The organism is Sporosarcina pasteurii (assembly GCF_041295575.1).
Classification (GTDB): Bacteria; Bacillota; Bacilli; order Bacillales_A; family Planococcaceae; genus Sporosarcina; species Sporosarcina pasteurii.
Window position 1 is genome coordinate 538,216 of the sequence record NZ_CP160452.1, and the last position, 25,754, is coordinate 563,969.

20 protein-coding genes and 1 pseudogene are annotated in these 25,754 nt (G+C 39.6%); 16 read left to right on the forward strand and 5 right to left on the reverse strand.

Going from position 1 to position 25,754, the window contains the following annotated elements; genetic code table 11:
* Positions 1–20 precede the first annotated feature (20 nt).
* On the reverse strand, positions 21–761 hold the full coding sequence (locus AB1H92_RS02510; protein WP_115360016.1) for a helix-turn-helix domain-containing protein: 741 nt from the start codon (positions 759–761) through the stop codon (positions 21–23).
* A gap of 1,311 nt (positions 762–2,072) precedes the next feature.
* Here AB1H92_RS02510 and AB1H92_RS02515 point away from each other — a divergent pair.
* From AB1H92_RS02515 to AB1H92_RS02530, 4 genes are all read left to right on the forward strand, one after another.
* Positions 2,073–3,995, forward strand: coding sequence for a Cna B-type domain-containing protein (locus AB1H92_RS02515; RefSeq protein WP_115360017.1), 1,923 nt, complete (start codon positions 2,073–2,075; stop codon positions 3,993–3,995).
* A gap of 16 nt (positions 3,996–4,011) precedes the next feature.
* On the forward strand, positions 4,012–5,556 hold the full coding sequence (locus AB1H92_RS02520; RefSeq protein WP_115360018.1) for a SpaA isopeptide-forming pilin-related protein: 1,545 nt from the start codon (positions 4,012–4,014) through the stop codon (positions 5,554–5,556).
* A gap of 78 nt (positions 5,557–5,634) precedes the next feature.
* The gene (locus tag AB1H92_RS02525) at positions 5,635–6,447 is read left to right on the forward strand and encodes a class C sortase (RefSeq protein WP_115360019.1); all 813 of its coding nucleotides are present in this window, start codon (positions 5,635–5,637) and stop codon (positions 6,445–6,447) included.
* A 6-nt stretch (positions 6,448–6,453) separates the two neighbouring features.
* Positions 6,454–7,149, forward strand: coding sequence for a class C sortase (locus AB1H92_RS02530; protein WP_115360020.1), 696 nt, complete (start codon positions 6,454–6,456; stop codon positions 7,147–7,149).
* A gap of 26 nt (positions 7,150–7,175) precedes the next feature.
* On the opposite strand, the gene AB1H92_RS02535 is transcribed toward AB1H92_RS02530, so the two are convergent.
* The gene (locus tag AB1H92_RS02535; protein ID WP_115360021.1) at positions 7,176–7,544 is read right to left on the reverse strand and encodes a hypothetical protein; all 369 of its coding nucleotides are present in this window, start codon (positions 7,542–7,544) and stop codon (positions 7,176–7,178) included.
* A gap of 294 nt (positions 7,545–7,838) precedes the next feature.
* Here AB1H92_RS02535 and AB1H92_RS02540 point away from each other — a divergent pair, with 294 nt between their 5' ends.
* Positions 7,839–8,258, forward strand: a complete 420-nt coding sequence (locus AB1H92_RS02540) for a VanZ family protein (protein WP_115360022.1) — start codon at positions 7,839–7,841, stop codon at positions 8,256–8,258.
* Positions 8,259–8,581: 323 nt separating this feature from the next.
* Here AB1H92_RS02540 and AB1H92_RS02545 read toward each other — a convergent pair whose 3' ends face one another.
* Together AB1H92_RS02545 and speB are read right to left on the reverse strand one after the other, a co-directional pair.
* Entirely contained in the window at positions 8,582–9,979 is a 1,398-nt protein-coding gene (locus AB1H92_RS02545) for a sodium:solute symporter (RefSeq protein WP_243835613.1), read from the reverse strand.
* A gap of 11 nt (positions 9,980–9,990) precedes the next feature.
* On the reverse strand, positions 9,991–10,971 hold the full coding sequence (gene speB, locus AB1H92_RS02550) for an agmatinase (protein ID WP_115360024.1): 981 nt from the start codon (positions 10,969–10,971) through the stop codon (positions 9,991–9,993).
* 269 nt (positions 10,972–11,240) lie between these two features.
* Here speB and AB1H92_RS02555 point away from each other — a divergent pair, with 269 nt between their 5' ends.
* Together AB1H92_RS02555 and AB1H92_RS02560 are read left to right on the forward strand one after the other, a co-directional pair.
* Positions 11,241–11,408 carry a hypothetical protein gene (locus AB1H92_RS02555; RefSeq protein WP_166739551.1) on the forward strand — a complete coding sequence of 56 codons (168 nt, stop codon included), beginning with the start codon at positions 11,241–11,243 and terminating at the stop codon, positions 11,406–11,408.
* Positions 11,356–11,626 (forward strand): annotated as a pseudogene (locus AB1H92_RS02560) (methylisocitrate lyase); the annotation flags it as partial. The gene AB1H92_RS02555 and the pseudogene AB1H92_RS02560, both read left to right, overlap by 53 nt.
* A 144-nt stretch (positions 11,627–11,770) precedes the next feature.
* On the opposite strand, the gene AB1H92_RS02565 reads toward AB1H92_RS02560, so the two are convergent.
* Positions 11,771–14,272 carry an NEW3 domain-containing protein gene (locus AB1H92_RS02565; protein WP_166739550.1) on the reverse strand — a complete coding sequence of 834 codons (2,502 nt, stop codon included), beginning with the start codon at positions 14,270–14,272 and terminating at the stop codon, positions 11,771–11,773.
* Positions 14,273–14,583: 311 nt separating this feature from the next.
* Between AB1H92_RS02565 and AB1H92_RS02570 the strand changes: the two genes are divergently transcribed.
* The 9 genes from AB1H92_RS02570 to AB1H92_RS02610 all read left to right on the forward strand — a co-directional run bounded on the left by AB1H92_RS02570 (position 14,584) and on the right by AB1H92_RS02610 (position 25,748).
* On the forward strand, positions 14,584–15,723 hold the full coding sequence (locus tag AB1H92_RS02570) for a PrpF domain-containing protein (protein ID WP_115360026.1): 1,140 nt from the start codon (positions 14,584–14,586) through the stop codon (positions 15,721–15,723).
* Positions 15,716–18,406 (forward strand): aconitate hydratase AcnA, encoded by a 2,691-nt coding sequence (gene acnA / locus AB1H92_RS02575; protein ID WP_208407971.1) that lies wholly within the window; start codon positions 15,716–15,718, stop codon positions 18,404–18,406. The genes AB1H92_RS02570 and acnA overlap by 8 nt, the downstream gene beginning before the upstream one ends.
* A gap of 21 nt (positions 18,407–18,427) precedes the next feature.
* Positions 18,428–19,111 (forward strand): GntR family transcriptional regulator, encoded by a 684-nt coding sequence (locus AB1H92_RS02580; protein WP_115360027.1) that lies wholly within the window; start codon positions 18,428–18,430, stop codon positions 19,109–19,111.
* Positions 19,112–19,189: 78 nt separating this feature from the next.
* Positions 19,190–20,215 (forward strand): AbrB family transcriptional regulator, encoded by a 1,026-nt coding sequence (locus AB1H92_RS02585; RefSeq protein WP_256594320.1) that lies wholly within the window; start codon positions 19,190–19,192, stop codon positions 20,213–20,215.
* A gap of 77 nt (positions 20,216–20,292) precedes the next feature.
* Positions 20,293–21,888, forward strand: coding sequence for a sensor histidine kinase (locus tag AB1H92_RS02590; RefSeq protein WP_115360029.1), 1,596 nt, complete (start codon positions 20,293–20,295; stop codon positions 21,886–21,888).
* A complete protein-coding gene (locus tag AB1H92_RS02595; RefSeq protein WP_115360030.1) occupies positions 21,881–22,555 on the forward strand; it encodes a response regulator in 675 nt (224 codons plus the stop codon). Before AB1H92_RS02590 ends, AB1H92_RS02595 begins: the two co-directional genes overlap by 8 nt.
* A gap of 154 nt (positions 22,556–22,709) precedes the next feature.
* Positions 22,710–23,687, forward strand: coding sequence for a tripartite tricarboxylate transporter substrate binding protein (locus AB1H92_RS02600; protein WP_115360031.1), 978 nt, complete (start codon positions 22,710–22,712; stop codon positions 23,685–23,687).
* A 92-nt stretch (positions 23,688–23,779) separates the two neighbouring features.
* A complete protein-coding gene (locus AB1H92_RS02605) occupies positions 23,780–24,223 on the forward strand; it encodes a tripartite tricarboxylate transporter TctB family protein (RefSeq protein WP_115360032.1) in 444 nt (147 codons plus the stop codon).
* Between the two features lie 16 nt (positions 24,224–24,239).
* Positions 24,240–25,748, forward strand: coding sequence for a tripartite tricarboxylate transporter permease (locus tag AB1H92_RS02610; protein ID WP_243835612.1), 1,509 nt, complete (start codon positions 24,240–24,242; stop codon positions 25,746–25,748).
* Positions 25,749–25,754 lie beyond the last annotated feature (6 nt).

Consider the following 25,754-nt stretch of genomic DNA (forward strand, 5'->3'; position numbering starts at 1 on the left):
TTGTTTGGGGGACAGGCACCTTATGGGATTTTCACTTCCATCGGCTCCTCATAATCCATAAAAGCCTCCGCAAATAAAGCTTTGTCGGTTAATTCACGGAAGATGCCATCGTAATAGCCAATTAAGTTATGGATATTTTTTCTCTTGGTCGCTTGGAACAAGACACGAATTGCTTGGATCGCAATTGTTTTTAAAAGTTCACCTTTATTCGCGTGAATCTCAAATTTCATTAGTCTTGAGGTGTGTACACGATAAATGCCGTAAAGTTTGCTGGCAAGGCCTTCATTATTTTCTCCCGCGTAGGATTTTATCAAATTCTTGAACCTTGTGTAAAGTGTAATTGGAATCATTGGCTCTTCAACGAAAGTATGATTTTCTTCATGATTCTGTTCGGTTATTTCCGCTTGCTCTACCTTCGTATCAGGAAGACCTGTTTGTTTGTAAGGTAAAAAAATATAAAGATTGGCCCCTTGTCCACCTGTTTTCTCGCGTGAAAATGCCTGTCTTTTAAGCATCTGTAATTGCTCCAATTTCTCGACGGAGCGGCGAACAGTGCGGTCTGATTTATTAAGTGCCTTCGCAATCGTGCCTACTTTTAAGTGCGCAACGCCTGGAAATTTTACTGCATAACGGCTTAACATTGTCAGTACGTTGTGATCCGTATCGTTCAATTGGTGTCTGTGGTCATTTAAATGCGATGCGATTGCCTCATTGAGTTCATATTTATTTGCGAATGATTGGTACTCCGTTAAATAGTTCATGGATGATCGGCCCCTTTATGTTCCTGTCACCCTCTATATAGATTGAAATCAGGAAAAGGGATACATTTTTTGAAAAATAAATTTTAAATTTTTAATAGATGCTGAATACGTATTATAAATACAAAGATAGTAGTTTAATAAAAAGATAGGTTCGGGATTGGATTTGATGGCTTCAAGCCTTGAGGGAGTAGGGTTGATTGAGAGGGGGCGGGTGGACATGTCCGGGCGGTCATAGTAGGGGGAATTGGAGGGGAGAACCTGTGAGAGAAACTAATTTTTAGCAGGCCTTTACATGATAACTTTTTAATTAAGCTAATCAGACAAAATCTTCTTACTTCTGTCAATAATCCCACATAAATGCTATCATTATTTAATAGTGTATGGTACTATTGTGATAGGTGATAAGTAGTGGGTGAGCTAGAAAGAAATTCAATTGTAGTGCTTATAAGCATGTACTAGTTTAGTTGACCTCACAGACTTGATAAGACGATAATTGAACGGAATAATCATCGTACATAATTTTTGATGAAACAAATAGTGAATGGCTCTTGGAAAGAGCGGATTAATTGTGTCTGAATTGTGAATTTATTCATTATGAAAAGAATAACGTTTTTTAAAATACATGATTTCTGTTTGAAAGTGCGTCTAACGATTGTTTCCTTGTGGAACATTTTCTTGCGCAGATCCTAAAAACATTAATAGTATAATGTTTAAAGACTTCTAACCAATTTGGTTGGAAGTTTTTTTTATTACTCACAGTTAAGTTTTGAAATGAAAACCCTCTCAATATTAGGTCTTTATTATTATTCTAATAAAAACACTAGAATAAATGAAATGAGGTAAAGGGTCAAAAGCATTAAGGTGGTGTTGTGGAAACAAGTGCAAAGATGTATGGTATAGGTATATTCTAACGGTCATAATAATTCTAAGTGTTTTTTCGTTTAGTTATAGGCATTACTACATAATCATAACCCAATATTAAAGTTCGTAATATTAAGTGTGTGAGAATAGAACTAATTATCTTTGGTATGACGGTTAGAGAAAATGATGGTCAGGATTTTATGTAAGGCGTTTTAGAAGCTATTTTAATGATTTCTATCAGTTCTACCTTTATTCAATTGAATAAAGTGAAATATTTAAAGGTTCTTTAGCATGGAGGTGATAGGTAAGTTGGTTGATTGTAACGGTTAGGGGCTCCTTAGCTGGATGGAGACTATTGTATGCTTTGCTTTTGGAACCGTAGATGATTTTACCTTCCGTTTTATGAAGATTTTAATCATGGTCTAATTAGAAAGGAGGAAACAAACAATCATGAAGAGATTACTTGTCTTATTACTGATTACGTTACTAATTTCTATTCCCTTTAGCTCATTAAAAATGAACGCATTAACGGAAGGGCAAGGTGTCGACGGGAAACCAGAAGAAGTGGAATATGTAAACGGTGCTTCCGAATCTGAGAAATCCACTGAGCTTGAAGTGGGGGGGCATCTCGAAGACTCAAACTTAGAACAAAATGAGTTGGACCATGCAGTTACAGAGGAATTACCCCAAGAAGATGAACAGAAAGAAATGCACGTGGTAGACATGACTGTCGAACCAACTGTAACCGGAACACCTGCTTATTATGAGATGGATCCAAACGCCATTGTCGTAACGACCCAATTGCATGGACAATCAACAAATAGTCATACAAAGCCACACATGTTATGGGCAAAAGGCGAGAAGATTCTGGTGGCTGTAAAGTCTACCCATAAATTACAGTATATGACACTTAATCAAGAAGTATCCATTAGTATTGAAGAGCATGCAATACATAAGCCTATCGCTATCCATGTGGATGATGTTATATACGCTCCTGACGACGGCTTGCAAGGGAATACAAAAGATGCGCGCTGGACTGTATTTACATTTAAGTTGTCAGATTTAAACCTTAAGGATGACGAGACATATCCGTTCTTTGTCAAAGGAATCGGTGGTGGACACGATGTTGGTGGAACAATTGGATTTTTCCTTCCAAAAACAGATGTCACAGCAAAAAAAGTATGGGTAGACGGAACAGAGCGACCAGCGATTACTTTAAAGTTAATGGCCCAAGTGGGTGATGAGGAGAAAAGAGCATTACGAACAGGAGAAGTGACTGGTGCTGAAACACCTGAATGGACGTACGAATGGAAGGATGTACCGGCATATGACCCTTACGGAAGAAAGTATAGTTTTACCGCAGACGAGAAAAATGTACCAGCAAATTATGAGAAAAGTATTGATGGACTAACAGTAACAAACACGTACAAACCCGAGAAAATGGATATTGATGTAGAGAAAAGGTGGATTGGACCTGCCGCTGAATCAGTAACTGTACAACTATATGCGGATGGCGTGCATACAGGTAAATCCATCAAATTAGACGAAGATAGTGGATGGGTTGGTTCATTTACGGGATTAAATAAGTTACATGATAAAACGGGCGACTCAATTCATTATATGGTGGCAGAACTTGAAGTTGAAGGTTATACAAGTCAACTGACCGGGTCAGCTGCGGAAGGTTTTGTCTTTACGAACCGAAACGATGAAACAATAAATGTCGGCGTGGAGAAAAGGTGGATTGGTCCGGCAGCAGAATCCGTTCAAATTATACTGCTTGTGAATGGTGAAGAAACGCAAAACGAACTTATCTTAAGTGAAAGCAACGATTGGACAGGCGCTTTTAATGACTTAAGAAAGTACGATGCGGAGACTGGTGAAGAAATTTCTTATAGCGTGAAAGAGATTAATGGCCCGCAAAATTACGATGTTTCTATCACTAAGGAAGACGGGAAATTCATCGTCACGAATCAAGCGCGTTACGGCTCACTAACGGTAGAAAAAGTAGATGCAGCAGGTAAACCATTGGCTGGCGCGACGTTTGAATTGAGAGATTCAGATGGCAATGTCGTTGATACACTTACGACCGATGAGAACAGAAAGATTAAGTTTGAGGATCTTGAGTGGGGCATTTATTCGTTAATTGAAACGAAAGCACCTGAAGGATATAACAAACTAGCAAAACCGATTGAGATTACGATAGATGGAGAAAATTTACATGTCACACAGGAGGTTGTGAATACAACAACTGGGTGGATTCTTCCAAGTACTGGAGGGGTCGGGACCATTGGGTTTTATGTAGTGGGCTTCATGTTGATGGTGTTTGGTTTATGGGCGATTGTTAGAAAAAATAAACTTAATTTAAGATTGTAAAAGGGGAGCAATAGAGATGTTGAAAACTTTACTTTATAGGATTGTTATTTCCGTCTTGTTATTAAGTTTTATTCTACCTGTTACAACAAGTGCGGAAGAAGCGACAACTGGAACATTAACCATTCATAAATATGAGCAAGAACCAGAGAAATATAAAGATGGAGGTGAAGATGGAGATGGAACAGAAGAGCAAAAGGATAGAGTTGAAGGAACTCCGTTAGAGGGTGTTACGTATAAAGTAATACAAACGCATAAATATGATGGACAGAATTGGACAGAAGTAACTGATGGGAAAGAGTATACATTAACAACGGATGACAAGGGACAGGCTTCGGAAATTTTACCATTGGGAAGTTATTCAGTTGAAGAAATTGATGGCCCAAAACATGTGAATTTAAATAAAGAGAAATTCTCTGTAGACATTCCAATGACAAGTAAGGACGGTTCAACACTAAATTATGACGTTCATATTTACCCGAAAAACGAAACAATTCGTGGAGATGTTGAGTTAACGAAAAGAGATGGCGACGATAAAGATAAAGTTTTAGCAGGGGTTCAATTTGAACTTTACCATGAAGACGGTATAAAAGCTGACGGGCCGACAGTCTATGCGACGGATGAAAACGGAAAAATCACTGTTTCGAATCTAGCATATGGTGATTACTATTTTAAAGAAGTTAAAACAATCGATGGTTATTTATTAGGAGATCAAAGGATTGAGTTTTCAATTGTAGAAAGTGGGACAACTGTTGAAGTAGATGTTCTAAACTATATCCATCCAGACGTTGAAAAAGAAATAGATTTTGGGGCGGTAAACCGTGGTGAAATCGTTACTTATAAGATTTCAGTAGACTTACCAGGAGATATTGGTGAGTACAAAAACTTTATTGTAACGGATGCGTTACATAAAAACTTGGCATATGTCGATGATAGTGCAAATAGTCCAACTGGATTTACATTTAATTATGATACGGATAGCCGTACATTAACTTGGACGGGAGAGCCTGCTGCGTTAAAAAAAGGAACCGTTGAATTTACATTCCAAGCAAAAGTTTCTGAAGATGCAGGGGCGAATGAAGTGATTAACAACAAAGCAATCATTAATTATACAAATAAACACGATGCAACTGGGGAAAAAGAAACAGATGATGTACCTGTAACGGCCACAGCTGGATCATTGACAGTGATTAAGCAAGATCAAACAACTCGGGAAAGGTTAGCAGGAGCAGAATTTGAGCTTCGTGATTTGCATGGCAATGTAGTTAGAGAAGGAATGACAACAGACGAGAATGGTGAGCTTATTTTTACTGAATTAGACTTCGGAGACTATGAGTTATATGAAACGAAGGCTCCGGGGGATTATCGTAAATTAACAAGACCAATTGACGTCAAAATTGATGCTGAAAATCAGTTTGTGACATTAACTGTAGATAACTCAAAATCTGGTTGGGAACTTCCGACAACTGGAGGAATAGGTACAATTCTATTTACAACTGTTGGGCTAGTGTTAATGTCAAGTGCGACAATTGCCTATTTCCGACGTAATAAAGTAGCAGAGTAATCATTCAGTTCTAAGAAATATGGAAGGGGATTCCCTTCCATATTTTCATTATCAGCGCAAAGAGTAGGATGATCTAAGGTGAAAAAGGCTTTGTTTTTGATTGTATTTATTATAGGACTTGGTATCTTTTTCTATCCAATAATAAGCAATATGGCGACAACCAAAGTACATCGTTCGGTTATTCATGACTACAATCAAACAATCAGGGAGATGGAGAAAGAAGATATACAAATAGAAAAAGAGAAAAGGGATACGCATAACGAAATGCTGGTACAATCGGGCTTGGAGTTTGTCGATCCATTTGCTGAAAATCGTCCAAGTGAACAAGGTGCGACAAGTTATTACGACGCACTTAATGTGGGTACTTCAATTGGTAGTGTGATGATCCCAAAAATTAATGTTGAAATCCCAATCTATCATGGGACTTCAGACGATGTTTTATCAAAAGGCGCAGGCCATTTGGAAAATTCCTCCCTACCATCAAGTCAACTAGGTACGCATAGTGTGATTACGGCACATCGGGGGCTGCCTAGCTCAAAATTATTTCGTAATTTAGATCAGTTAGAAGTAGGGGATCAGTTTTTTGTACAAGTTTTAGATGAAACACTTGCTTATGAAATTGAAAGTGTTGATATCGTATTGCCTCATGAAACAGATTGGCTAACGATGGACGAGGATCAAAATAAAATGACTCTGTTAACCTGTGATCCATATATGATCAACACCCATCGAATGTTAGTGACAGGCCATCAGATTCCGTACGTGCTCGATGAAATGGAACAAGAGCAGCAAAGTAGGGATAATAAAAAACTATATATATTAGGTGCAATGGTAACACTATTGGTACTGCTCGTTCTTTACTTTTTACGATTTAAGAAGAAAATCAGGTGAAATCCAATGAAAAAAAACTCAACAATTTTAATTGTGTTTTTACTAGGGGCTGCGATTTTACTTTATCCGCATGTTGCACAGTTCATCAATTCACAGAAGCAAAAAAAACAAGTAGAAACTTTTTTAGGTGATTTTCGACACCTTGAAGTTTCGAATGAAAAAGTAAAAGTTGATGGGATTATAGAAGAGGCAAATAGATGTAACGAAGAGCTCTACGATGCCAGTAGTGAATTTTATGACCCTTTTTTGGACGATGAAGGGAAACTTAAGCATCTTCAACAATGTTTAGAGTTACCGGAGGGGGATATGTTTGCGGCGATTGAGATTCCTAAGTTAAAGTTGGTTATTCCCCTATATTTAGGTGCAACACAGGAGATATTAAATAAGGGTGTGGGTCAGGTAGAAGGTTCTTCGATACCCGTTGGTGGACAAAATACACACACTGTTTTAGCAGGTCATCGTGGGATGGGGACGAAGGCGATGTTTCGCGATATTGATCAGTTATTCAGTGGGGATGTTTTTTATGTTCATACAATGAAGGAAACATTAACGTATAAGGTGTATAAACAAAAGGTGATTTATCCTTATGAAACGGATTCCCTTGAGATTGAGCAAGGGAAAGATTTGGCGACTTTATTAACTTGTCATCCATATCGTCATAATTACCAAAGACTGCTCATTCAAGGAGAGCGGATAGAATGAGTATTGATAAATAGAAAATCGGGTATCTATTTCCATGTTTTATAGGTAACAATGGAATGAATGGTATGCCTGCTGACATTATAATCTTCTGCAAGCTTTCTAATAGAAGCTCCTTTTTCATTACTATAGCGATTTCGAATATTTTTCACGTCTATCGCTGTTAAATGTGAGCGACTTTTAGAAGTTTTAGGAATTAGCGGGTGCACTTTTTTGAGGTGCTTTTTATTTTCCCCCAATAAAGTCTCTTTAATTTTGGCCCTTGTCTCAATCGTTCGTACGGTCCCAATCTTAACTAATGATAACCTCTCTCTGTGCTCAGGCGAAAGTTTCCTGCCGGTCATTGCACGGCTTATTTTTTCGTTTTTAGATAGCTTTTTATCCATAGCAGTGATCAATAGACTCCTTCCTCCGCATATATCGCTGTTTTCTGGTATTTATTTACTATTAACTGTATTGTAGTTCATTTAGACTAGTTAAGTCAAAAAAAGGGTATCTTTGCTTGGCTTGATTAAGACAAATTCATGACTTTGTAGAAGTAGTAAAACAGAATTCAAATGAACCTGGGGCTATGGGATTACTTTTTATTACTATGTCTTTGACGCCTGTTTAATGTATGGTTATTTATTAAGGTGGAGAATCATGCGGAAGAGAAGGGTTAAAGTTTAAGGTCATGGAAAGGGTGCAGCAATTTGAAATCCACTCCCTACTTCACGTTACTATGCGCAGCATTCATTCTAGTAGCGGCACTTACATCCGATGCGCATGCTTTTTTGTATTATCAAAAAGTTAGTTTTAAATTGAATGCATCGCCTATATTTTCGGATCTACTAATTACTAGCGATATCCATTTGAATAGCAAATTTTATTTAACCCAAAAGCTTGGGCATATATCTGCCTTCGGATTCCTCTATTTTTTACTATATCTATGGATTCGTAAGCCCAATAAAGCCTTTGTGATTTGCACTCTGTTTGCGTTAAGTACGGAAATTATACAACTCTATTTTGGACGTAATGGCAGGCTGTATGATGTGGGGATTGATATGATTGGGGTTGGTTTGGCGTATTTGGTTTGTTGGTGGAGGGAGGGAAGGAACAGTTACCTGTGTTAGACGCTTTCATGAAAAATAAACACATACATTTTCGTGGAAGTGGTGAAGGTAATACATGAATAAGTATTATAAACACAAAGATATTAGTTTAATAAAAATATAGGTTCGGTTTTGGTGCCTTCAACCCTTGGAGGAGTAGCCCGATAGAGGAGAGCACTTCAGACCTTGCGCAAGAGATTGGAAAAGCAGCGTGGGTCAACGTATAAGATTGAAATGAAAAAATCGCTTACTAATCTTTCAGAGAAAGGATAGCAAGCGGTTTTCATTTGAACTTTAGGTAGATACAGCATCTGCCTAGAATGCCTCAGGTAAATTGCCGGTTATTAAGACGTTTCAAGCTTTGTAGCTTTTGGAGTGAAAAATACAGTTCCAATTAAGAGAGTTAGCCCGCTCGCGATGATTCCATAGATTATCGCGTTTAAGGAGTCGATGCCTTCAATTAATAAATCTGAAATAACAACAATAGAACTTATTATTATTGAGATTAATACAACTTTTGCTGAAACTCTTTTCCAAAAAAATGCGGCTACAACAGGGAAGAATATACAACCAGATAGTAAAGCGTAAGCTATATCTAAAGCTACTATTATATTTTTTAACCAAGCACTAATCATAATTGCGGCAATCCCGACTAACATTATAACAAAACGTGTTAATCTAAGTTTAAATTTTTCAGTACGTTCCTCTTTATAGAAAGGCAATATTAAATCATTAACAAGAATGGTTGCAGAAGCCATAATCGTTCCAGAGGCAGTTGACATGATTGCTGAAGCGACTGCTGCCAAAATGAGACCTACAAGACCAATAGGTAAAATAGCTGTCGCTAATTGAGGAATCGCTTGTTGTGGATCTGCAAGTCCAGGTAATAAAACACTGGCTATCATTCCAATTGTGGCTCCGACAATCGCATATATAATACAATAAAATCCAGCGAAAAGTGTACCTCTTCTTAAAGTTTTTTCGTTTTTTGCAGTAAATGCCCGTTGCCAAATATCCTGACCGATCATCATACCGAAGAAATATAATAAAAAATAAGAAAAAATTTGAGTCATCCCAATATGACTTAAACTTAAGAAAGAGGGGTCTACTTGTGAAACAAGACTACTAACACCTCCAACTTTATAAAGTCCAGCTGGTAAGAGTATAAAAATGAAACCAATTGTCATGATCCAAAATTGTATAACATCTGTTAAGGTTACTGCCCACATTCCTCCTAAAGTTGTATATAAAAGAACAATAGCGCCCCCAACAATAATAGCTATTGTTGAATTCCATCCGAGCAAGGCTGACAGTATAACACCCATTGCTATAACTCCTGTAACTGCTACCATTAGATCATAAACAGTCATTATGATTGCGCTGAGAACACGACTATTTTTATCAAATCTTTTACCTAGTAGTTCGCTAACACTAAATACATCTAATTTACTTAGTACCTTTGAAAATAAGAAACCCATGCCTAGAATACCAAGCCCAATCATCACAACTAACCACATGCCTGATATACCGTATTTATAACCTAGACTTGAACCTCCTAGTGTCGATGCCCCACCTAACACAACTGCAGCCATTGCAGGCACATACAATCCATACCCTAATCGACTACCGGCAACGAGGAAATCTTTTTGGCTTTTTATCTTCCGTACAGTTATAGCGCCTATTGAGATTAGTGTGATCAAATATAAGATCATGACTAAAACATCTACTGTTGTTACCATCATTTTCCCTCCTTTTAGATAGAAAATTGTGGGATTTCTATATCGCCTCTTGTGCTCTTTTTCCATGCAACAAGGGAAATGAATTCATATGCAATGTTAGCGGCTGCGAGGCTTGTCACCCGTGTTGGGTCTCTGTCAGGAAGTACTTCGACAAGATCAAATCCAACAAAGTTTAAGCCTTTTAGTGCTCTAATAAACTGTAGGGCTTCGTAAGTGGTAAACCCGCCAATTTCGGGTGTGCCTGTTCCAGGAGCATAAACAGGATCAAGAAAATCAATATCAAAAGAAAGGAAAATTGGTCCATTACCAACACGGTTATCGATAATCTCGCGTAAATTATCAGGGGTTAAATTTTTTAATTTATCTGTCGTAATTACTTGATAGCCTAAATCTTCTCCATCTTGTATATCTTTAGGACTGTACAGACTGCCTCTCATACCTATCTGAATAGAACGTTGTGGATCGACAATTCCTTCTTCAGCAGCGCGACGGAAAACAGTTCCATGGTTATATTTCTTCCCGAAATAAGAGTCCCAAGTATCTCCATGTGAATCGAAATGAATTAAGCTTATCTTTCCATATTGTTTGGCCACAGCCCTTAAATGAGGCAAAGAAACTGAGTGATCTCCGCCAATTAAAATTGGAACAACCCTATTTCTAAGCAGGGGTTCCAGTTGTTCTTCAATTAACTGATAGGATTCTTCTATATAGCCCGGATTAACGTCGATGTCACCGTAGTCGATACCTGAACAATAGTTAAATATATCAACCTTAAGACCTGGATTATACGGACGGAGAAGAGAGGACATTGATCGAACCGCTTCAGGTCCAAATCGAGTCCCAACGGCAAAGCTTCCGCCAGTATCGAATGGTACCCCGATAATTGCGAAGTCTATACCTTCTTCCGTTTTAATATATGGAAGGCGCATAAATGTTTTTATTCCACCAAAGCGTGGAGATTTTTGTGAATCAATAGGTTCATATTTTTTTGTCATATTAGTTTCCTCCTTTAATTAATGTAGATATTTTTGAAGAAATATTTGTAATGCTTGTCCAATAGAAGTAAAGGCATATAAGTAGGGGGTTCTGTATTGAATTTACAGATGCTTATGATTTTTTATTTACATTAAAGGTGATACCTCCTCAATAAATCCAGATAATGTTTGGTGAATTAAATATTAGCAGTGATATTTTAATGTATGCTATTTATTTATGTATATGAATCATTATCATGCTTGACGTTTAAAAAAATGTAGGGAGCCTTATGAATTCGACCAATTTACAAGAAGTTGCGGAGCGTGCAAGAGAAATTCGTGCGACTGATTTACCGATGCTTGTAGATATCGATACAGGTTTTCGAGGGGGGAACGTCCCAAGCACAACTTGCGAATATGACCGAATTTGGGAGAACGGATTATTTCGCAGCAGATGAATTCGAATCCTTCGGCTATTCATTGTTGATTTATCCAGTTACTTCTCTACGTGTTGCTGCGAAAGCATATGAAATTGTTTCAAAGGGATATTTGAAAAGGGAACACAGAAAGATATGTTGCATATGATGCAGACGAGGCAAGAGCTTTATGATGAGATTGGGTTGCATGCCTATGAGGAGTAGATGAACAGATAGCTAAAACGGTGTTGCCGAAATAAAATAGGTTACCTGCGCAAGGCGCTATTCAGACTAACCAATACAATTGCATAGAAAAAGAGGAATCTCACCAGATCAACAGTCGATGAGATTCCTTTTTATTATTCATTTAAAGCCATAAATTGTAATCATTGAACCGTGCACAGCTATTCCTCCACACCATAACTAATCAAATTCGTAAAAATTCGATACCCACCCGGCACCTGGCCATCTATTTGACGATAGAAGACCAAGTTGGAATACAGATAGGTTCCTTCGCCATACTCCGCCAATAAAATGCCGCCGTCAAATGGTTCTTCATCCGGGTCTGCCATTTCTACGAATGTTTCGTAACGGTTATCCCAGTTCATCGGGAAGTATAGACCGCGTTCTTGTACCCAGTTGTCCCAGTCGTTACTTGTGATTTGGTTCGGGTAATTGAATAATTTGTGATTAGGCTGCGTCATCGTCACTTCTGCTTCCTCATCTGTTACTCGCCATTGAATCGATGGAGAGCCAATTTGCAGATGATAAGGAGCTGAGGTATGTGGATCCCAATTATCATTAGGTTTATGGTATTGAACAACGAGATGTCCGCCGTCTTCAACATATTGAAGCAGTCTATCGTTATTTTTAACTAAATCTGGTCGAGACAAGTTTGCTCGAATTCCAGTTACGATTGAATCGTATTGAGATAAATCACTCGATTCGATGTCTGCTTCCGTTAGTTTTGTAATCTTAAAACCAGCATTCATTAAGTGATTTGCTGTATTGTCAAATCCGCTTTCGATATAGCCTATGTTGAGATTGTCCGGAATGAGTAATTCAAAGGCTATTCCGTTTGCAACAGATGAATAAAGGAAGTATTCATCATTTATATGGTCATATTGGATCTCTTGGACGGTTGTATTAAATTTCTTACCGTTAGATTCTACGATGGCGCCTATTTCGAAATTACCTTCCTCAATATCTGCAGGTGGCGTCACAGTAAAGGCTACTTCCTTTTCTACAAAGCGTTCTGTAAAGGTAAGTTCTGTTATTTCCGGTTCACTGCTCCATCCTTTTGGCAGCTTTAATGACACTTTTGCATCTTGATTGTTTGCCGCATAGTTTTTAACTTTGACTGTGAGCGGTATATTTTCTTGCACATCCGAAGTGTTTACCATGACATTTTCCGGGTCAATGCTTACACCAAGTTCTGGAAGAACAGCTACTGTATTGTCGAGTGCTACGGTAGTCGTTGTCTCTGTACCTTTTTCTTTGTACGATACGATTGGCTGAATAGCAGGTTCATCATATGGATGGTAATACGCTGCATCTTCAGGAACTTTCAGATGAAATTCAGCTGTCTTCGCTTCGCCTGGTTTTAAATGTTTTAGATTGATAGGGCCATTAGATTCCCAGTTTTCAGGTATATCTAATGCTGCCTGCACGTGGTTGATTTTATGACCACCATCGTTAGCGATTGTCATCGTTAATTTCACTTCTTGTCCTTGTGTTAACACATGAGAACTAATATCTGTTTCGACCTGTAGATTTGACGAGACAAAGCTAACTTGTGTGAGTTGATCAACTTTCAACTCGAGTTTATGAAGTAAATCATTCTTTACGTCCTGGGAAAGCTTAGCCTTTTTTATTTTTTGAATTAACTGATGTGTTTCTTTTAAAGCCTGTTGGGACTCCGGAAAGATTGCTGTGCGGTTTGGGTATAGGTCGATAATTTCATCCAAACTGCCTTGTAATTTTCTTAATTGATTGCTCAGTCCAGGCTGTGCAACAATATCAGCCCATTCATTCAAATCATAAGGAATCCCTTCAAATAAATCATTTTCTTCAGTAGGCACAGTGCTGTTAACCAATTCTAAATGCGTTTGTCTTGGTTCAGCTGGAATATCTCTTCCCATCCCTTGGCTTTTATGCAGGTATCTCGATGCTTCTCCCAGTTGCGGGTAAGTCATCTCGTATACGGGATCATAATCGCCGATTTCAATTGATAATGTGGCTGATTCTTTTGAAGCTGCGGGCAAGTAGAGTTTTTTCGTCTGCCAAACCTCTAATCCTTCTTCAAGCTGATTGGGAAATACGTCAGGATCGGCAGCATCAGCATAAGCTCTTTCACTTAAAATGGTCATTGCACGGTGATGGCCATGCTGACTGACAACATCTCTAAAAGAGGGCATGACAATATCCGGCTGATATGTCCGGATAAAGCGGATGAGACGTTCATAAGTGAGTTCTTCATCCCATTTTTCCAATGTTTCTTCAGGAGATTTTGAAAAGCCGAAGTCATAAATAGAATCAGATGTAGTTTCACTTAAATGATAAGCTTTCACACCTGTGATTTCTGCAGCTTCTATCATTTCATTAGAACGGATAATGCCAAGCGGATTGCCAAGTTCCGTACCAATTTCATTTTGACCGCCTTCGCCACGGTTCGCAATCAAGCTTGAGGTTTTTACACCAAGTCCTCTCGATAAGTACGCTAGAAAATCACTGCGTTCGTCATCGGGATGTGCACCCGTATTTAAAAAGGTCACTGTCGTACTTAGCGGTTTAACGACATTCCATAAATCCACATCATGTTCGGTCTCTTTCTGGGCGAATCCAGAAAAGGATACCGGTGTTAAAATAAGCAGGACAGCAATCAATAACGTGAAACTTCTCTTCAAATTTAAAACCCCTTTCATTTTGTATGAAACGGCCCGAATAAATCCTCCTTTCATTGCATTAGAGGAACAAGCCTAGATAAACGCCATCATATTCATATATGAATGGATAAATGCAGATATTCAGAAGCGGTTAGTAGAAATGAACGTGCTGGTGCCAGTCACCCACTCAATTCGGACACTGTTCTGACAATGGCCTACAAATGTGTTGTTTTGATGAAGAATTAGTCTAACGATTCATTAGGTTTAGAAAACTAAGTTGAAAGAAAAAGAATAATTGTATACAATTATTCAAAGTGGAGGTGGCTTAGCCGATGAGTCAGTTTTCAGTACCTTGTGTTGTGTACCGAGGGGGAACGAGTAGAGGATTATTTTTTAATGAAAGTGATTTACCGAAGGAATCGACATGTAGAGAGAAAATATTTTTGGACGGGATAGATGCTTATAATCTATCTCAAGTCAATGGTTTGGGAAGTGGAACTTCTCATACGAGTAAAGTTGTTGTCATTGGTCCTCCTTCAGTTGAGGGGGCAGATGTCGATTATACGTTTTATCAAATCGGGATTGGTGAGAAGGTTGTCGACGCGAAAGGAACATGTGGGAATCTGATGGCTGCGGTAGGGGCTTATGCAGTTGATGAAGGATTCGTTTCATCCGATACAGTAGAGGAATCGATGATTGTTTATGCATTCAATACAAACATTCAAAAGATGATTCGATTAATTGTCCCTACTGTTGACGGGAAAGCAAAAGTTTCGGGTACCTATCAAATGGCTGGCCTCCAATTACCAGGGGCGAAGTACGCAGTGGATATTTTATCTCCAGGCGGTGGGAAGTTAGGAAGCACTTTCCCATTAGGACCTAAATTTGAATTAAGCCTCAAAGAGAAACAAATACCGGTTTCAGTCGTAGACATTGTGAATCCATTTGTTTACTTATCGGCTGAATCACTTGGATTATCGGAAAGTGATTTATTTACAGATTTGTCGAGTGATGAAGCTTTGCTCAATCAATTGGAATCCATCAGATGCGAAATGTCCGTGCATATGGGATTGACGAATTCTATTGAAGAAGCAGCGGCCGCACCGGCAATCCCTAAAATTGCGATTGTCTCCGAACCGATAGATTATATCACGACGTCAGGAACCGCCATCAAGAAAGAAGAAGTGGATATCGTTGCCAAAATGGTGTCGATGGGAAGATTTCACCGCACATTCGCAGGAAGCGGTTTATATAACTTAGCCGCAGCTGCTTTATTACCCGGAACCATTCCAAACCGCTGTACGAATAGGGAGCTGGTTGACGATAAAAGCATTGTCAGAATAGGACATCCAGATGGCATCGCTGAGGTAAGAGTCGGGCTAACTAAAAATCAGCGTGATGTTGATTATGTGGGGCTCGATCGTACTGCAAGAAGAGTCATGAAAGGAGAGCTTTATATCCCCCATGAATAAGGTGAAAATGAACGTACATAGCGAAGTTTTAACCAATCTTGACGTAAATGGAAATACCTATCACTACTACAGTTTAGAGAAATTAGAAAATCAAGGTACTGGAGAAATCTCTTCGTTGCCATTTTCTATTAAAGCTTTGCTGGAGAGTGCACTTAGGCAATTTGACGGGAAATATATTACAGCGGACCACATTTCGCTGTTAGCGAATTGGCACACGGCGCAAAAAAATAATAAAGAAGTTCCTTTTAAACCCGCACGAATTATTTTACAGGATTTCACGGGTGTTCCTGCAATGGTCGATTTGGCGGCCATGAGAAATGCAGTTGCGAACAGTGAACAGATTAATCCACGAATTCCCGTAGATTTAGTTGTTGATCATTCGGTCATTGTGGATGCATCAGGGAACAGGGAAGCATTTGATTACAATCTAGAATTAGAATATGAACGAAACGCAGAACGGTACAGGTTTATTAAATGGGCACAGCAAGCTTTTGATAATTTCAGAGTTGTGCCGCCTGCATCTGGTATCGTACATCAAGTGAATTTAGAGCATCTTGCCACATCAGTGCAAACCGCAGAAAGGAACGGGAGAACCGAAATTTATTTGGATACGCTTGTTGGCACGGATTCTCACACGCCAATGATTAATGGACTCGGAACAATTGGGTGGGGTGTTGGTGGCATTGAAGCGGAGGCGGCGATGTTAGGACAGCCCCTTTATTTCGTCATCCCGGAAGTTGTTGGGGTGAAAATCGTGGGGGAAATGCCGGAAGGGTCAACTGCAACTGATTTAGCCTTAACGATTACAAGTTTGCTGCGGGCAAAGGGTGTCGTAGGAAAGATTGTCGAGTTTTTTGGTTCGTCACTTGAACAGATCTCCCTTGCAGACCGAGCGACTATCGCTAATATGGCACCAGAATATGGGGCAACGATGTCTTTCTTCCCGACAGATGATGTGACGATGGATTATTTGAAGTTAACTGGAAGAGGAGAATTTGTAGAAATAGCCAAAGCGTATCATAAAGCCCAAGGATTATTCCGTAAAAAAACAACGAAAGATCCAATCTTTACAGAGGTCATTGAACTGGACCTTTCTCAAATCGTTCCAAGTCTGGCTGGACCGAAAAGACCGCAAGATAAAGTTGTGCTAGATGAGATGCGAGATGAATTTATCCAGTCACTTTCTAAACCAGTTGCGGAATTAGGCTACGGACTGCTGCCTGAAGAAGTTAACAAAAAGGTGATGTTAGACCAATCGCAAACTGCACTGCAGACAGGAGATGTTGTACTTGCAGCAATCACGAGCTGTACAAATACATCGAATCCAACAGTCATGATTGCGGCTGGATTGCTTGCTAAAAAAGCAGTGGAAAAAGGGCTTGTCACAGCGACGCATGTCAAAACAAGCTTAACGCCAGGTTCTACTGTTGTCACGAAATACTTGGAACACTCTGGCCTTCTTAGCTATTTGGAACAACTTGGATTTTATGTTGATGGCTATGGATGTGGTGCATGCTGCGGAAATACAGGACCCCTCAATCTAGAAATTGAGGAAGGCATTCAAGCGCATGATTTAATCGTGTCATCTGTTTTAAGTGGGAACCGGAACTTCGAAGGCAGAGTTCATCCGCTTATCAAGGCGAATTATTTAGCATCCCCTCCATTAGTCGTCGCTTATGCCTTGGCAGGAACTGTTCGAAAAGACTTGCTGAATGAACCGTTAGGAGAAGGCCGTAACGGAGAGCCTGTCTATTTAAAAGCTATTTGGCCAACTTCAACAGAAGTCGAAGAGATTACTGCATCAACTGTACAAGCTGCACTTTTTGAAAAGCAATATGGAAGTATCTTTGAAAATGAGCGTTGGGACGCAATACCTGCGCCGACAGGTCCCTTATTTGAGTGGGATGAAAAATCAACCTATATCCAGGAAGCGCCCTTCTTTAAAAGCACGGTGAAGACAGAGAGTATTGAGGAAAACTTGCAGGCAATGAATGTGTTGCTGAAGCTGGGCGATTCGATTACGACTGATCATATTTCTCCAGTAGGCCATATTGCACTTACTTCTCCGGCTGGTATTTATTTAACTGAACAGGGCGTTACTCCGAGACAGTTTAACTCCTACGGTTCACGGCGCGGCAATCATCACGTCATGATGAGAGGTACTTTCGCGAATATTCGTCTGCGAAATGAGTTGGCGGATGGCAAAGAAGGTGGCTTTACAAAATTCTTGCCAACTGGCGAAATTCTGACGGTATTCGATGCTGCGATGAACTATCAAAAAATGAATAGAAATTTACTTGTCCTTGCGGGCGCTGATTATGGGACTGGAAGTTCTCGGGATTGGGCGGCAAAAGGAACAGCATTACTTGGTGTCAAAGCTGTCCTTGCGGAAAGTTTTGAAAGAATTCATAGAAGTAATCTTGTCGGTATGGGGGTGCTGCCTCTTCAGTTTTTAGAAGGAGAAAGTGCCGAGACCCATAAGTTGGTTGGGACAGAACAGTATGATGTCATTGGGCTAGATGGAACGCCTTCCCCTGGGCAACAAGTGACCATTGAAGTAACTGAATGCAAAGGCGTAAAGAAAACATTTCAGGCAGTCTTGCGGCTAGATAGTATTGTTGAAGTGGAACAGTACATGAATGGGGGCATCTTGCCTTCTGTCATGAAGCAATTTACCCAATAACCTGATTCGAAAGGAACTTACATGGAAAGCTTATCAAACCAAAAAAGAATATCAACGAGTGATGTTGCTTATTACGAAATAAAGAAAAGAATTATCGAGTTGGACTATGAGCCGGATGCACAACTTAGAGAAGAGCAGTTAGCAGAAGAAATTGAAGTAAGTCGGACGCCATTGAGGCAAGCGCTGTATCGGCTTACGTTAGAGGGGCTGATTGTAAAAAAGCCGAACGGCAGAATCTATGTTGCGCCCATCACGTTAAAAGAAGTAGAAGAAACCTATAAGGTTCGGGAAGTGATGGAAGGGCTTTTAGCAAAAGAAGCGACAATAAATATGACCGATGAAAAGCTACAAGAGCTGGAGGATTTACTTCACTTAATGAAGTTGTCGGCAGAACAAAATCGAAATGAACATACGGTGCGGTATGGCCGCCAATTTCATAATGTCCTTTATTCACTAAGCACAAATGAGTTGGCAAAACGGTTTGTAGGTCAGTTAAATGCCCAAATCGAACGGTATCGAAGAATTAGTAGTTATAAAAATCCGGCCTATATCCACACAGTTCCTGTCCAAGAGCATAAGGAAATATTACGTCTTATCAAAGAAGGCGACCCTGAAAAAGTTGAAGTAGAAATGAGAAGGCATATTAAGCGAAGTTTAGAGATTGCAAAGAAAACATTAGAGTTGGATGAAGGGGCGTTGGATTAAACGACATCTCTATTCTTTGTACTAGGAGACCTCTTGTTCAACTGATCAGACAACAGGGTGGGATGACTTATTAAAAAAATCACGTACTTATCTGTTTGTATCCTTGTAGGGTTTACGGCATCATGGCTTGGTATTCCGGCAGGATGGTTGCTTGGTTCAATTGTGACAGGGATTTTATGGGGGGTATTGATTGGCGGCATACAGTTTGATCGAAAGCTATTTAAAATTGCGTTAGCTTTTGTCGCTGCGAGCATTGGATTAAGGCTAGATCCGAATATTCTTATTCACATGAAGTCTTTACTTCTTCCGTTGTTTTTTACTATTTCTTTAACGCTTATGGCAGGCTATTTTTTAAGCGTCTTGTTGTATAAAAAATCCAATTTAGATCCGATGACAGCGTTTTTTTGTTGTATTCCAGGGGGCGCTTCTGAGATTATTGGAATCAGTAGAGATTTCGGTGCGGATGACCGGATTGTTGCCGCATTCCATACAGTGCGTATGACCTTTTTTGTCCTCGTCATTCCGTTGATTGTGGTCACTTTAAATGCCGGATCTACTGCTGGGGCAGTGCTTGAAACGAAACAACTCGCCTTATCGCATTTATTATTTTTCCCAATCGTAGCTGTGCTGACATTGTTCCTAGATAAAAAACTGCGTATACCAGGCGGTACCCTGCTATTTTCGATTATCATTGGTTTTATACTTTCTTCATTTGTCCTAGAAATCCCAGATCCTCCCGCGTATCTATCCGGAATAGGACAAGCATTTATTGGTGGGCTGGTCGGCATCCGATTTGATAGACTCGTACTCTATCAATTATTAAAAGTAGGGAAAATAACAGTTGGGATCATGAGTATTTTCTTTGGTGTCAGTCTTTTAACAAGTGTGTTGTTCCATTATATGACGAAGCTCTCATTTTCCACTAGTTTAATTGGAATTGTTCCCGCGGGAGCTGCTGAAATGTCAGCGACAGCCATCGCATTAGATTTAAGCCCATCAGTCGTGGCAAGTTTACATATTGTTCGCGTCATATTGTTATTTCTTGCGTTGCCGCTATTTATTAAAATTTTTAAGACGATTCATAAAGAACCGGTGAAAACGTAAAAGGTTTCACCTCTTTACTGGTTTTGAAGGATGTTAGAATGAAGGAATACGATAAAAAATGAAAAAATGGTGATGACATGTTTACAGGGACACTTCAACGAAAAATACTTGTCGTCGTCGTTTCTCTCATCACGCTTGTGATGATGCTTATGTTAGGACTCTTTATTTATTTAGACTACAGCCGTACTTTTGACAGGACGAGAGATAACAGTTTACAAACTGCCAAGATGCTGTCTTATATGGATCCAGTGCAGGAGTCGATTACGATGCAAAATCACACGGACTTAACGCCATTTGTTGATTATTATCAATCCCAGTCGGGCGCGTCTTTTATTGTGGTGAAAGATAAGAGCGGTCAGATTTTAGCGCACCCGAATCCGGAGAGAATCGGTGAAGTAACTGATTTTAAAGATGAATACACTGCGATTGTGTTTGGCGGTTATTATTCAGAAGTCTCGGCGGTGACAATGGGAAACGCAATTATTGGGGTATCCCCTGTTTATAATGATGACAATCAATTAGTCGGTACAGTGAAAGTCGGGTTTTTAACTGAAAAGTTAACTGAAGGAATTATGGAGAGAGCTAAAAGATTGTTTCAATTTTCCCTCGTCATTTTTCTTGTTGCGATTCTTTCAAGTGTTTGGCTTGCGAGAATTATCCGTAAAGATACACTCGGCTTAGAGCCGCAACAAATTGCTTCTTTTTATAGTGAGCGGAAAGCAATTCTTTCTTCTATTAGTGAAGGCATTATTGCGATTGACGCTACGGGGCATATTACGCTAATGAATACAGCAGCGAGAGATATATTAGGATTGGCACATAGACATATTTCCGAGCCGATTCAATCAGTTATTCCAAGCTTCGAGCTGACTGAACAATTGATGCATCAAGAAATCCGTCCCTCGTTTGAGTTGAACGTAAAAGATAAAATTTTAATTGTGACAACCGTCCCATTACGCAATGGGATGAATCCAAAAGGCGCTGTCATCACTTTTAAAGACCGGACGGAAATGGTCGAGATGGTGAATCGATTGTTTGAAGTGAGCAAGTACTCGGAAAGTCTGCGGGCTCAAACGCATGAATTCACGAATAAGTTGTATAGGATCTCGGGTCTTCTTCAATTAGGGAATTATGACCAAGCCATCCACATGATTCAAGAAGAAATCGATGTTAATGAATATACAAACCGCCTTATATTTGAACAGATAAAAGATGCGAATGTTCAAGCCATTCTACTAGGTAAAATGGGCATGGCATCGGAAATGAAAGTATCCTTTATTGTGGATGAAAATAGCAGTTTACAGAAATTACCTTCTTTTATCCGCACCGGAGATTTAACGATTATTATTGGCAATCTCATCGATAACGCGCTTGATGCAGTTTCTGCTCAAAATCAAGGAGAAGTTAATTTTTTTGCGCTGGATATAGGCGACGATATCATCATCGAGGTGACGGACAATGGGCCGGGAATACCGTCCGATGCATTATATGAAGTATTTAACCAAGGATTTACGACGAAAGAAGAATCAGGTCATGGATTTGGTTTGGCGAATGTTCAGAAGATTGTCCGAGGTCTAGGTGGAGATATACAAGTGACGAGTGACGGGACAGGCACTACTTTTTCTGTTTATATTCCGAAAGAGGAAAAGTCGGAAGGGGATTTTGATGATTAATGTTTTAATTGTAGAAGATGATTTTAGGATTGCAGATATTCATGAAAGTATTTTGGCAGGTATTGATGGCATTAATGTGGTGGGAAAGGCGTTGCGAGCGGAAGGAAGCTGGCAGTTTATTGAAACCAACAGGGTGGATCTTCTGCTAGTCGACGTATACATGCCAGATCAATTAGGCATCGATTTAGTCATTGAGTTAAAGCAGAAGTATCCTCATTTGGATGTCATCATGATTACCGCTGCAAGAGATACCCATTTACTTAAAAAAAGTATCAATGCCGGTATTTTTTATTATCTAATCAAGCCTGTTCAATTTGAAAAGTTGAAAAAAGTGATTGAGGTTTATAAAGATAAAAAAGAGATTCTTGCATCGACCGATGTTGTCGACCAAGCAATGCTGGATCGTATTTTTAGAATGCCGTCGCCAGAAAATAGACCTAATGTTTCCCTTCCAAAGGGAATCAACGAACTTACCCTATCTAAAGTACTTGAAATTATGAAAAGTTTACCCGATGGGGTGACCGCTGAAGAAATGGGAGAAAGGCTAGGTGCTTCCCGAACAACTGCGCGAAGATATATGGAGCATCTCGTATCTACTGGCAAGATGAAAGCAGAGCTAGAGTATGGAATTGTAGGTAGACCCGAAAGAAAATATTTTAACCGGTGAGTATTCTATTATGGAATACTCTTTTTTGAACTTAATGAACAAAATGCAATTAAGTTTTTTAAAAACCTTAAAATTGAAAACGGTTACAAACTGAAAACTTCATGTATTATTAATCTTAAGAAATGATATTACCATTTTAGGAGTGAATAGGAAAATGAGAAGATTACTGTTATTTCTAGCTTTATCCATAGTGCTCGTATTAGCTGCATGTTCTTCTGAAGGTGCAGGCGATGGTGAATTCCCATCCAAAACAATTGAAATTGTTGCACCAGCATCACCAGGCGGTGGATATGATGCGACATCAAGAGCGATTCAGAAAATCATGACGGATGAAAAACTGGTCGAACAAAACATTACGGTTGTGAATAAACCGGGCGGTAATGGAGAAGTTGGCTGGAAGTACTTACAGCCGAAAGATGGACATAGCATCGCAATCGATTCAAGTCTGATTGTAACGAATAACATCTTAGGCACGAGCGACATGACATTTGAAGATGTCACACCGCTTGCAACGTTAACGACTGAGTGGATTTCCTATGCAGTTCCACCTGATTCGCCATTTAAAGATGCACAAGAATTTATGGAGCAATTAAAAGAAGATCCTGCGTCCTTGAAAATTGCGGTCGCACCAGGACTGGGTAACAATGACCATCTATCATTTGTAGAGGCTGCAAAAACATACGGAGTGGATGTTACGAAACTAAACTTCCTTGTTTATGATGGGGGCGGAGACGTTGTGACGGCATTACTTGGCGGTCACGTTGATTTTGGTATCTCTTCATTATCAGAGTTTAAAGATCAGCATGAAGCTGAGAAATTTAGAATTGTTGCAGTTTCTTCCGAAGAGCGTATTGAAGGCTTAGAGGATGTTGGCACATGGAAAGAGCAAGGCGTTGACATGGTATTCCCTCACTGGAGAGGGATTGTTGGTCCAGCAGATATGTCAGATGAAGAAATTGCTTATTGGGATGACGTAATCAGTAAGTTAGTAGAAACAGAAGCATGGCAGACACTTTTAAAGAACAACGAGTGGGAGCCGTACTATAAAGATAGCAAAGAAACGATTGAGTTCTTGAAAGAGCAGCAAGAGAAGTATGAAGTGCTTATTAAAGACTCTGGGTTAATTGATTAATATTGAGAAATTTCAAAGGTCGGGTTCGTTCTTGGACCCCTCCTTTTTAATTGTTGCTAGAATTTGAGACCTAGTGGGAAAGGAGAAAGCATATGTTAAGGTTTGCAACGCCGATATTTTTCATGATTGTCGGTTTTATCTATTTAATTGCGACTTTGAATCTACCAAAGGCAAGACTTGGCGACCCGAACGGTCCTATGTATTTCCCAATTATTATCGCTGTGCTGATCATCGTGTCCAGTGCGGTCTATTTCTTTCAAGAATGGAAGCTTCGAAAGGAAGAATTTAAGGAGTTCCAATTAATAAAAGAGGGCAGAGCGCCGCTTTACTTAATTGCCACGATTGTATTAATGCTTATTTACACGTTCCTATTTGAAAGAATAGGATTCTTATACGCTACAATGCTATTCCTTGGCGGATTAATGTTTCTCTTAAATGGAAGAAAGAGATGGATTTACAACATCATCATTGCTGTGGCATTTTCGTTTATTACATGGTATGCATTCGCAGAATTATTGCAAGTAAGTTTACCGTAGGAAAGGAGTCTCGAAAATGGGAATCGATATGCAATACGTTATTGAAGGTTTTATGGTTGCAATACAGCCTCAAAACTTATTTTGGATCGCTTTAGGAGGATTCTTAGGAACGATTGTTGGAATGCTTCCGGGTCTTGGACCTGCAACGGCAATCGCTTTACTTATCCCAATCACTTTTGGAATGGATCCAACTAGTGCATTAATCCTTATGGCGGCAATTTACTATGGAGCCATGTACGGCGGGTCCCGAAGTTCAATATTATTGAATGTACCGGGAGATGGATCAGCCATTGCAGCGACATTCGATGGATATCCGATGGCACAAAAAGGACAAGCAGGTCAAGCGTTGGCCATTTCAGCAATTGCTTCACTAATTGGCGGACTCGTTGCAGTCGTCGGTTTTATTTTATTATCACAGCCACTCGCTCAATTCGCATTAAAGTTTGGTCCGGCTGAATATTTTATGCTGATGATTTTCACACTTTCAGCCATTGTTGCATTGGCACAAGGGGCGATGGTGAAGGGATTCATCGCAATGGGCGTAGGGCTTTTACTTAGTACGATAGGAATTGATTTACAGACCGGCGTTTATCGTTTTACAGGAGGAAACGTTCACCTTGCAGATGGCGTCGATTTTCTAGTTGTCATAATCGGTATTTATGCCGTTGGTGAAGTGATGTATAACTACTTAACCATTGACCGTCCTCTTGGTGAAAAGAAAAATATCGGGAAAATTTGGATTACGAAAGAACAATGGAATCGTACAAAATGGCCGATGCTTCGTAACGGTCCAATCGGTTTCCTTGTAGGTGTTTTACCGGGTGCGGGCGGTGCGATTGCATCGATGATCAGTTATTCTCTTGAAAAACAAGTTTCCAAAAAACCAGAAGAATTCGGAGAAGGTGCAATTGAAGGATTAGCAGCACCAGAATCGTCTAACAACGCCGCTTCTGTCGGGGCATTTATTCCAATGTTAACAATGGGTATTCCAGGATCAGGAACGACAGCAGTTATTCTTGGTGCGATTGTGATGCTCGGTTTGAAGCCAGGGCCGCTGTTATTTGAAAATAATCCGGATATGGTTTGGACGTTCATTAACAGTATGTTTATCGGGAATATTTTCCTAGTCATTCTGAACATCGCACTCGTTGCATTGCTTGTTAGAATTCTAGATACACCGCCGAAAACATTGTATCCAATCATTCTATTACTAGCATTTATGGGTACATACACGTTGAATTTCAGTATGACGGATTTTGTTATTTTGATTGTTTTCGGTTTGATTGGCCTTGTCATGAAAATCCTTCAGTTCCCAGTAGCGCCGTTGATTTTGGCAGTTATTGTCGGTTCCGAGATGGAACAAAACTTAAGAAAGAGCTTGGTTACACATGACAGTGCTTGGGGATTGATGACAGCATCGCCAATCACAATTGGCCTTGTGATTCTGACAATTATTTCTCTAGGCTATCCACTCTTAACATCATGGTTGAAAAAGAGAAAACTAGAAAGAAGTATGGGGCAATAAAGGCAG

What these genes read in the sequence shown, in the direction of transcription:
- speB (WP_115360024.1), bottom strand. Translation starts at nt 10,971, where the DNA reads ATGACAAAAAAATATGAACCTATTGATTCACAAAAATCTCCACGCTTT.
- AB1H92_RS02555 (WP_166739551.1), top strand. Translation starts at nt 11,241, where the DNA reads ATGAATTCGACCAATTTACAAGAAGTTGCGGAGCGTGCAAGAGAAATT.
- AB1H92_RS02600 (WP_115360031.1), top strand. Translation starts at nt 22,710, where the DNA reads ATGAGAAGATTACTGTTATTTCTAGCTTTATCCATAGTGCTCGTATTA.
- AB1H92_RS02610 (WP_243835612.1), top strand. Translation starts at nt 24,240, where the DNA reads ATGGGAATCGATATGCAATACGTTATTGAAGGTTTTATGGTTGCAATA.
- AB1H92_RS02595 (WP_115360030.1), top strand. Translation starts at nt 21,881, where the DNA reads ATGATTAATGTTTTAATTGTAGAAGATGATTTTAGGATTGCAGATATT.
- AB1H92_RS02580 (WP_115360027.1), top strand. Translation starts at nt 18,428, where the DNA reads ATGGAAAGCTTATCAAACCAAAAAAGAATATCAACGAGTGATGTTGCT.
- acnA (WP_208407971.1), top strand. Translation starts at nt 15,716, where the DNA reads ATGAATAAGGTGAAAATGAACGTACATAGCGAAGTTTTAACCAATCTT.
- AB1H92_RS02530 (WP_115360020.1), top strand. Translation starts at nt 6,454, where the DNA reads ATGAAAAAAAACTCAACAATTTTAATTGTGTTTTTACTAGGGGCTGCG.
- AB1H92_RS02570 (WP_115360026.1), top strand. Translation starts at nt 14,584, where the DNA reads ATGAGTCAGTTTTCAGTACCTTGTGTTGTGTACCGAGGGGGAACGAGT.
- AB1H92_RS02520 (WP_115360018.1), top strand. Translation starts at nt 4,012, where the DNA reads ATGTTGAAAACTTTACTTTATAGGATTGTTATTTCCGTCTTGTTATTA.
- AB1H92_RS02515 (WP_115360017.1), top strand. Translation starts at nt 2,073, where the DNA reads ATGAAGAGATTACTTGTCTTATTACTGATTACGTTACTAATTTCTATT.
- AB1H92_RS02605 (WP_115360032.1), top strand. Translation starts at nt 23,780, where the DNA reads ATGTTAAGGTTTGCAACGCCGATATTTTTCATGATTGTCGGTTTTATC.
- AB1H92_RS02510 (WP_115360016.1), bottom strand. Translation starts at nt 761, where the DNA reads ATGAACTATTTAACGGAGTACCAATCATTCGCAAATAAATATGAACTC.
- AB1H92_RS02545 (WP_243835613.1), bottom strand. Translation starts at nt 9,979, where the DNA reads ATGATGGTAACAACAGTAGATGTTTTAGTCATGATCTTATATTTGATC.
- AB1H92_RS02590 (WP_115360029.1), top strand. Translation starts at nt 20,293, where the DNA reads ATGTTTACAGGGACACTTCAACGAAAAATACTTGTCGTCGTCGTTTCT.